The 9,470-nt window shown below is 36.1% G+C and carries 6 protein-coding genes; all 6 read right to left on the bottom strand.

Features of this window, described 5'->3' with window-relative positions:
* Positions 1–74 precede the first annotated feature (74 nt).
* Positions 75–2,717, bottom strand: a complete 2,643-nt coding sequence (gene infB / locus Q9R40_RS04880; protein WP_300593161.1) for a translation initiation factor IF-2 — start codon at positions 2,715–2,717, stop codon at positions 75–77.
* A 4-nt stretch (positions 2,718–2,721) separates the two neighbouring features.
* Positions 2,722–3,033, bottom strand: a complete 312-nt coding sequence (locus Q9R40_RS04875) for a ribosomal L7Ae/L30e/S12e/Gadd45 family protein (RefSeq protein ID WP_297938443.1) — start codon at positions 3,031–3,033, stop codon at positions 2,722–2,724.
* 2 nt (positions 3,034–3,035) lie between these two features.
* Entirely contained in the window at positions 3,036–3,332 is a 297-nt protein-coding gene (gene rnpM, locus Q9R40_RS04870; RefSeq protein WP_003649028.1) for an RNase P modulator RnpM, read from the bottom strand.
* Positions 3,333–3,342: 10 nt separating this feature from the next.
* On the bottom strand, positions 3,343–4,563 hold the full coding sequence (nusA, locus tag Q9R40_RS04865) for a transcription termination factor NusA (RefSeq protein WP_304676636.1): 1,221 nt from the start codon (positions 4,561–4,563) through the stop codon (positions 3,343–3,345).
* A gap of 19 nt (positions 4,564–4,582) precedes the next feature.
* Entirely contained in the window at positions 4,583–5,059 is a 477-nt protein-coding gene (gene rimP, locus Q9R40_RS04860) for a ribosome maturation factor RimP (protein ID WP_304676635.1), read from the bottom strand.
* A gap of 107 nt (positions 5,060–5,166) precedes the next feature.
* Positions 5,167–9,465 carry a PolC-type DNA polymerase III gene (locus Q9R40_RS04855; protein ID WP_304676633.1) on the bottom strand — a complete coding sequence of 1,433 codons (4,299 nt, stop codon included), beginning with the start codon at positions 9,463–9,465 and terminating at the stop codon, positions 5,167–5,169.
* Positions 9,466–9,470: the final 5 nt, after the last annotated feature.

The raw sequence follows: 9,470 nt of genomic DNA, 5'->3' as shown, positions 1-9,470 counted from the left end.
TCACGTAAAATTTCGCCTTCTACACGACCAATTCTATGTTTCATAATTAAGCTCCTTTTTGTGAAAAAAGATGCCTATTTAACAGGTACCTCTTGCATCTCGTAGGCTTCAAGTTGATCGTCAACTTTAATGTCATTGAAGTTTTCAATTGTGATACCACAATCAAATCCTTGCTTAACTTCCTTAACATCATCCTTGAAACGCTTTAGAGATGCAACTTTTCCATCATACTTAACAATACCATCACGAATTACACGAATACCTGAGTCTCTAGTAACATAACCGTTATCAACAAAGGCACCAGCAATTGTACCAATCTTAGATACCTTCCAAGTTTCACGAACAGTTAGGTTACCAGTAACTTTTTCTTCGTATGTAGGTTCAAGCATACCCTTCATTGCCGCTTCTACATCATCCATAACCTTGTAAATAATGTTATATAGACGAATATCTACACCTTCAGAATCTGCTTGACTTTTAGCAGTATTAGTTGGGCGAACATTGAAACCAACAATAAATGCATTTGAAGCACCAGCTAAAGTAACATCAGATTCATTAATGGCACCAACACCAGAGTGAATAATGTTAACTTTTACACCTTCAACTTCAATCTTTTCAAGAGATTGTTGCAATGCTTCTGCTGAACCTTGAACATCCGCCTTAAGAACAATGTCAACTTCCTTCATGTTCTCTTTCTTCATTGTATCAAACAAGTTATCCAAAGTGACATGTTGGACATTTTCACGTTGTTTTTCTAAGGCATTCTTGGCACGTTGTTCACCAACGCTTCTAGCTGTCTTTTCATCATCAAAGACAACTAATTTATCAGCTGCTTCTGGAACATCATTTAGCCCGGTAATTTCTACAGGAGTAGATGGCGTAGCCTTCTTCACTCTCCGACCCTTATCATTAGTCATAACACGCACACGGCCAAATGTATCACCAACAACAATTGGGTCACCAACCTTTAAAGTACCTTGTTGAACTAAAATGTCAGCTACTGAACCACGACCTTTATCAAGGCGAGCTTCAATTACAGTACCAATTGCCTTTTGATCTGGATCAGCCTTAAGTTCCATAACATCAGCTTGCAGTAGAATCATTTGCAAGAGCTCTTCAACATTTTTACCAGTCTTAGCAGAGATCTTAACAAAGATTGTATCGCCACCCCAATCTTCAGGAACTAAACCATATTTCATAAGCTGTTCCATAACATGATCAGGATTTGCACCTGGCTTATCGATCTTGTTTACAGCAACAATAATCGGAACACCAGCACTCTTAGCATGGTCAATAGCTTCAATTGTTTGTGGCATTACACCATCATCAGCTGCAACTACTAAGATAACGATATCGGTAATTTCAGCACCACGTGCACGCATATTTGAGAAAGCAGCATGTCCTGGAGTATCCAAGAAAGTAATTAAACGATCATCAATTCTTACTTGGTAAGCACCGATTCTCTGCGTAATACCACCGGCTTCATGTTCAGATACGTTAGTATGACGTAATCTATCAAGTAAAGTAGTCTTACCGTGGTCAACGTGACCCATAATTGTTACAACTGGTGGACGTTTTTCTTGATGCTTAGAAGCTTTAGATTCTTCCATTTTCTTAGTGTATAAAGTATCAATATCAGAAATATCTTCATGCACTTTTTCTTCAGCTTCAATACCATATTCAGCTGCTAAAAGCTCAATAGTATCCTTATCTAAAGATTGGTTTTGGTTAGTCATAACACCTAACATAAATAGCTTCTTAACAATTTCTGCAGGCTCTCTATGAAGAAGTTTCCCTAAATCTTGAGCATTCATGCCTTCTTCATAAACTAATGTTTCTGGCAATGGACGTTCCTTTCTTTGAGTTGGTTGCTTCTTAACTTCTTTACTTTGGTTGATACGCTTGTTCTTTTTATTTCTACGACGACGTGCCTTATCTGAATGTTCACTTCTTTCACGTTCATAATCTGGCACTTCACGTTTCTTACGAGTAAAGTCTTTCTTACGAGTTGGCTTTGTTTCTTCTTTTTGAGGAGCAGGTACAACTGGAGCGATAGGTTCTACCTTTTTTACAGTAGGTCTCTTAGCCTTATTTCTAGCCGGCGATGGTTTAATAATCTTTGGACCAACTGGTTTTTGTGAAGCTTGAACACGAGCTTTTACAGCTGCAGCTCCTTCGAGTTTTTCTTCTTTTGGCTTACGAGTATTTTCCACTTTTTTAACCTTTGATCTTTGAGGATTTTGTTCTTGATGCCATTTACGGCGGGAAGCTTCAGTCTGAGCGTTCAATTCACTAGCTTCAGCTCTTTGTTTTTTCTTGAATTTATTTAATAAATCACGTGCTGCTGGTTTAGCAGAAGTTGCCTTCTTATCTTCCTTAGCACGACGATCATTTTGTTGTTTCTTAAAGTTATTATTTCTGTGCTTATTGTTTCCATGACGATTATCATGGTCATTTTTATTATCGCGACGACGAATTGCACCGACAGAAACCTTTATTTTAGCTTTTTCGTTACGACTTGAATTTTTAGAATCCTTTTCAGTAGATGGCGTAGTATTAGTAGACTTAAAACTATCTACTAACTTAGAAACTTGCTTATCATCTAGGGAGGACATGTGGCTTTTTACATCAAAACCCAAATCTTGTGCCTTTTTTACAACAATTTTGTTTTCAATGTCTAATTCTTTCGCTACTTCATAAATACGTTTTTTAGCCATCAAATCACACTCCTTCGTTTAAATTCTTTATCATTGCTTTGCTGAAACCGGAATCTGTAACAGAAACTAATTTTCTTTCTTTTCCAAGGGCCTGCGTTATTTCAGCACTAGAAAAAGATTCCACTAGTTTGACATCTTTTTTTCTTATAAGGAAGTTCAGTTTATCTTTAGTGTTCTGACTTACATCATTTCCAATAAAAATCAACTTTGCTTGATTTTTGCTTAAAGATATTTTTACTGCATCAAACCCAGTTGCTAATTTTCCAGCTTTTTGCGCTAATCCAAGTAAATTTAAAATTTTTTGTTTGTTTTGCAAAATTATTTATCACCAAACAATTCTTTTCTTGCTTTTTGATGATCAACATATGCATAAAGATCATCATAAAAATCAGCTGAAACTTTAACACCTAAGCTTTTTTCTAAAACTTGATTTTTTTGTGCTTCAGCAATTTTATCAGGTTCTAAGGATACATAAGCTCCTCTACCTGATTTTTTTCCAGTCGGATCAACCGAAATATTTTTATCCTTGTCAACAACTACTCTAACCAATTCTTTTTTAGGTTGCATAGTATTTGTTAATAAGTCCTTACGCATTGGAATTTTTCTTTTCTTCAAAGAAAGTCACCTATTCCTCATCTTTATCTGCATCATCATTTAATGCTGAATTAACGTCTTCTCCATTTGGAAACTTATCACTTGGATCGTCTTCAATTTGTTCAGCAATAGATTCTGGTGTTTCTTCATTTGAGACATTATCATTTGTAGTCTCTTGATCTGCTTCAACATCATCACTTTCAGAATCAACAAATTCAACTTGTGATTCAGGCTTAATGTCAATCTTATAGCCAGTTAAGCGAGCAGCAAGACGTACATTTTGACCACGTTTACCAATGGCCAATGATAATTGGTAATCAGGTACAATTACCAAAGCACTCTTATCATCTTCATCCCCGCTAAATTGAACTGCAATTACTTCTGCTGGATTCAAAGCATTGGCAATAAAATCAGATGGATTATCTTCATATTTTACAACATCAATATTTTCTCCACCCAATTCATTAACGATATTTTGAACACGAGCTCCCTTTGGTCCAACTAAAGTACCAACTGGATCAATATCAGAATCATTACTTTTAACTGCAATCTTCGTTCTATCTCCTGCTTCACGAGCAATAGATACAATTTCAACAGTTCCATCGTAAACTTCTGGTACTTCTTGCTCAAAAAGACGCTTTACCAAGTCAGGTGCAGTTCTAGAAACTGTAATTTGAGCTCCCTTTGAATCAGACCCTACTCTAGTCACTAAGACACGAACTTTATCTTGAGGATTATAAGTTTCACCGGGTAGTTGATCATTATGTGGCATTACAGCTTCTACATTTCCAATCTTCACATAAACGAAGCGATTGTCACGTCTTTCAACTGTACCAGTAACAATTTCATCTTTATATTGAGAGTACTCGCTAATAATATGTTCTCTTTCAGCTTCGCGTAAACGTTGCATAATAACTTGCTTAGCAGTTTGAGCAGCTAAACGTCCGAAGTCTTTAGGAGTTACTTCAAAACGAATTTCGTCACCAACTTCGTAAGCACGGTTAATTTCAAGAGCATCTTTCAAACTTACTTCGAGACGACTATCTTGAACTTCATCAACGACAGTCTTAATTGCATTAACTTTGAAGTTGCCTTTCTTTTCATCAAAAACAACTTCTACATTTTGAGCTTGGTTATAATTTTTCTTGTATGCAGCTACTAAAGCAGCCTTAATCGCATCAACAATAACTTCTTGTTTAATGCCTTTTTCTTTTTCTAAGGTTGCAAAGGCTTCCACCATTTCTTTAGACATAAGTTTTTGATCATCCTTTCTAAAATTCAACCGCAAAACGACTAGAAGCAATCACCTTTCTAGGGATTGTGATGTCCTTGCGTCGTGTTTTGATCTTTACTTCTAAGACGATCTGATCTTGATTGAGATCTTTTAAAGTACCTTCAAAAGTCTTTTCACCATCAATTTTTTGATAAAGACTAACATGAATGTAGGATCCCTTGGCACGTTCCCAATCTTTTTCATTCTTAATTGGACGTTCTAAACCAGGAGATGAAAGCTCTAAAATATACGGTTCAGGAAAAGGATCAGGATCTAATTCATCTAGTTTTTCCGATACCAATTCACTTAAATTTGCGATCTCTTCAATATCAATTCCGCCTGGTCGACGATCAACATAAATGCGAAGATAATATTGCTCCTTTTCCTTTACATATTCAACATCGACCAGTTCATCGCCTCTTGCTTCGGCTAAAGGCGTAACTACGTCTGCCACCAATTCGGTAACTTTTGTCAAATCTCTTCCTCCGTAATAAAAAGAGTGAGCATTACTGCTCACTCGAATTTGCTATTCGAACTTCGTTCTTAGAATAGCATATTTACTGCAATTTGTAAATTATCCCACTAAAATAGTGATAATTGATTCTGATCTGGCATCCCTTCAAGAACACCATTGTTTTCAAAATAATCCATAATTGTTTGAGATACCTTACCGCGAGTTGCAAGATCTTCTTTGGAAAGGAATTTCTGCTCCGCCCGTGCAGCCACAATTTGCTTTGCAGCATTATCACCTAACCCAGGAACAGCATTAAATGGTGCCAAGATAGTATGATCATCAATAATCTTAAAGTCTGTGGCTTCAGATTCGTTTACATCTACCATCTTAATCTTTATTCCACGCTCCAAACATTCATTTGCAATTTCAAGTACAGTAAGTAATGATTTGTCTTTTGCAGAAACGTCCATTCCCTTATCCTGAATTTCTTTCATTGCAGCTTTAACAGTATTCTTGCCATGACTCATTGCTACCAAATCAAACAAGTCAGCACGAACAGAGAAGTAAGAAGCATAATAAATTACTGGATAATAAACTTTAAACCAAGCAATTCTAAGTGCCATTAAGATATAAGCTGTAGCGTGCGCTTTAGGGAACATATACTTAATCTTGAGACATGAAGGAATGTACCAATCAGGAATCTTATCGTTCTTTTTCAAGATTTCCATATTTTCATCACTAATTCCTCTACCATGTCGTACAGATTCCATAGTAAAGAAAGCAACTTCTGGTTTTACACCCCAGTGAATCAAGTCCATCATGATGTTATCACGACAACCAATCACATTCTTCAACTTACAGGTCCCATTATTAATTAAGTCTTCTGCATTTCCTAACCATACATCAGTACCGTGAGATAAGCCGGAAATTTGCAATAATTCTGAGAAAGTAGTTGGTTTTGTTTCTTCAAGCATCCCTCTAACAAACTTTGTACCGAATTCTGGTACACCTAGTGTTCCCGTCTTTGATTGGATTTGTTCAGGGGTAACACCTAAAATTTCAGGACTTGAGAAGAGAGACATTACTCCAGGATCATCAGGAGGAATAGTTAACGGATCAACTCCGGATAGATCCTGTAGCATTCTGATCATGGTAGGATCATCGTGACCAAGAATATCAAATTTCAAAATATTATCATGGATAGAATGGAAATCAAAGTGAGTTGTAAGCCAAGCCGCACTTAAATCATCTGCTGGATACTGGACTGGAGTAAAGTCATAAATATCCATGTCATCGGGTACTACAACAATACCTGCTGGGTGTTGTCCAGTTGTTCTTTTTACTCCAGAAGCACCGGCTGCTAGACGATCAAGCTCGGCATTTCTTAAATGTAGTTCATTTTCATCTTCATAATGCTTAACATACCCATAAGCAGTCTTATCAGCAACGGTCGCAATAGTCCCTGCTCTAAATGAATTGTCTGGACCAAACATAACTCGAATGTAGTTATGAGCTACTGGTTGATAGTCTCCAGAGAAGTTTAAATCGATATCCGGCACCTTGTCTCCATGGAATCCTAAGAAAGTAGCAAACGGGATATCTTGCCCATCTTTAACTAATGGAGTTCCACATTTTGGACACTCTTTGTCCGGTAAGTCATAGCCTGACCCATATTCTCCATTCTCAAAGAATTTAGAATACTTACAATTCGGACAACGATAGTGAGGAGCCAAAGGATTTACTTCCGTAATTCCAGACATCGTCGCTACTAAACTAGAACCAACTGACCCACGTGACCCTACTAAATATCCGTCTTTATTTGATTTGGCAACAAGCCTTTGAGAAATTAAGTAAATAACTGCGTATCCATTTGAAATAATAGAATTCAATTCAAGTTCAATTCTGTCTTCTACAATCTTTGGTAAAGGTTTTCCATATAATTCGTAGGCTTTATTATAGGTTAAATCCTTCATTTCTTGATCCGCATTTTCAATATGTGGTGGATATAGTCCACTTTTAATAGGAGCAATTTCCTCAATTTGATCGGCTAATTTATTGGTATTATCAATTACAATTTCTTTAGCTACATCTTCACCCAAAAAGCTAAATGCATCAAGCATTTCCTGCGTTGAATAAAAATGTAAATCCGGTAAATTCTTATTTCGATTAGGATTTCCCTTTTGAGCCGCTAATAAAATTTTACGATAAATTGCTTCATGCGGCTCAACATAGTGCGAGTCACTGGTAGCTACGACTGGTTTATTTAGTTCTTTACCTAATTTATAAATATTTTGAATAATTTCATGCAGCTCATCTTCATCTTTAATCAGATCATCTTCAATTAAGGTTTGATAAGCAGCTGGCGGTTGGACTTCAAGATAATCATAAAAACGTGCTTTTTCACGGGCTTCATCATATCCCTTTTGCATCATTGAAATGAATACATCGCCTTGCCAGCAGCCACTACCAAATAATAAACCTTTACGATATTTTCTTAATTCTGACTTTGGCGTACGTGGAATACGATAGAAATATTTAGTACTTGCAAGCGAAACAAGCTTGTACATATTTTTTAGCCCTTCTTGATTTAGAGCAAGAACACTCATATGACTTGGCTTAGCTCGCTTATAAACTTGACCATATTTAGCATAGTCGTTCATTTTGCCTAAATCTGCTTCATGAAAACGATCATTAAAAGCATCTAGCAATTTAAACATTAAATATCCCGTAGCTTCCGCATCTTGGTTAGCGCGGTGGTGATGTTCAAGGACAACATTGTATTTTTTAGCTAAAGAATCAAGAGTATGACGAGTTTGTTCAGGATGCAAAAGCCTTGAAACTTCAAGCGTATCAACAACAGGTTGTGTGATTTCTTCTAGACCCGCACGGCGTAAAGCCGCATTTACAAACCCAACATCAAATTGAACATTATGTCCACAAAGAGGCCGATCACCATAAAAGTCTTTAAATTTCTTAATTACATCTTTTTCATCATCAGCTGCACCAACCATTTCATCAGTAATTGATGTTAAGTTAATCGTTGTGTCACTTAAGGGATGGTGTGGATTGATAAACTCATCGAATCTTTCCAGTACTTCTCCATTTTTCATTTTTACTGCACCGATTTCAATAATGGTATCGTAAACCGAAGACAGTCCTGTTGTTTCAACGTCGAAAATCACATATTCACGATCTCGATAATCCATTTCAGTAGGATTAAGGACAAGCAAAGCATGATCATCAATTATATTGGCCTCATAGCCATATAAAATTTTCATTTTTTCGCTTGCACCAGTATGATAAGCTTCTGGGAAAGATTGCACATCTGCATGATCCGTAATTGCAATTGCCTTTTGACCAAATTTTTTCGCAGTTTTGATAAAGTCACTAGCCGTACTAGTTGCGTCCAATTGACTCATATTTGTATGAAGATGCAATTCTACACGCTTTTTCTCTCCTTCATACTTTTCTTCTCGTCCCTTATGTTCAATTAATTCTAAGTTTCGAATATTAAAAACAACGTCATGTTGGTACTGATCATCAGCTGCATAACCTTGCATTCTAGCCCAAACACCAGGCTTAATTCCCTTTAGATAATCAATTTGATCTTTGTCAGAAACAAATTTTTTAAAACTAATTGAATCTGTATAGTCAGTAATTTCACCAGTAAAAATTACACTTCCAGATTTCAATTCGTGAATATCGGTGTTAAAAATATGGCCTTCAATAGCCACGATTCCACTGCCATCTTCCAAGTCTTTAATTTGAATAAATTTAGCTTTTTTATCGACCTTTTTATTACCCATCCTTGTACTTTTAACGGGCATCTTTTTCTTAGGTTCTACTGGCTGTTTCTCATAAAATTCTTGCATGGCAGATTCATGTTGAGCCTGCTCTTGTTCTAGACTTCTTAAATTTTCATCAATATTAGTCTCATCAACTTTCGTTGTAAACTTAATATTAAAGAAGCCATAGCGTCTGAATTCTTTATTTAGTTCTGCTAAAACTTGTTCTGAAAGCAAGCCATTCACTACTTTATTTTGAGTTGGAATTAGCCATTTTTCTTTTTCTAAATGAGGAGCTTGTCCTTGTAAAAATTCTCGAACAGCTGGTTTTAGGTTAGTTGAATTTTGAATAGCATAAGTCCAGTATGCAGGTAGTTTCTTACTGCTTCCGTCACGTGTTTGAATTAATAATTCAACATTTACAAACGGCTCAAAAGTCTCATGAATAAGTTCATTAAGAGAACGATAAGTTTCAAAATCTAATGGTGTATCAAAAAAAACGTGGATTTTCCACTTTCTTTCATTAGCGTATACATCCACGTTTTCAATTTCACCATTTTGGACAATATCGTTATCTTCAAACTTATCAGGAAACTTGATTTGATCTAATAGTTTTTTGAAAAGTTCGTTCTTTTTTGTCACAAAAA

This window comes from uncultured Lactobacillus sp. (genome assembly GCF_948948975.1).
Lineage (GTDB): Bacteria > Bacillota > Bacilli > Lactobacillales > Lactobacillaceae > Lactobacillus.
This window is presented reverse-complemented; position numbering and strand designations above follow the sequence as displayed.

Coding starts and splice junctions, on each gene's coding strand:
- nusA (WP_304676636.1), bottom strand. CDS start 4,563: ATGTCTAAAGAAATGGTGGAAGCCTTTGCAACCTTAGAAAAAGAAAAA.
- infB (WP_300593161.1), bottom strand. CDS start 2,717: ATGGCTAAAAAACGTATTTATGAAGTAGCGAAAGAATTAGACATTGAA.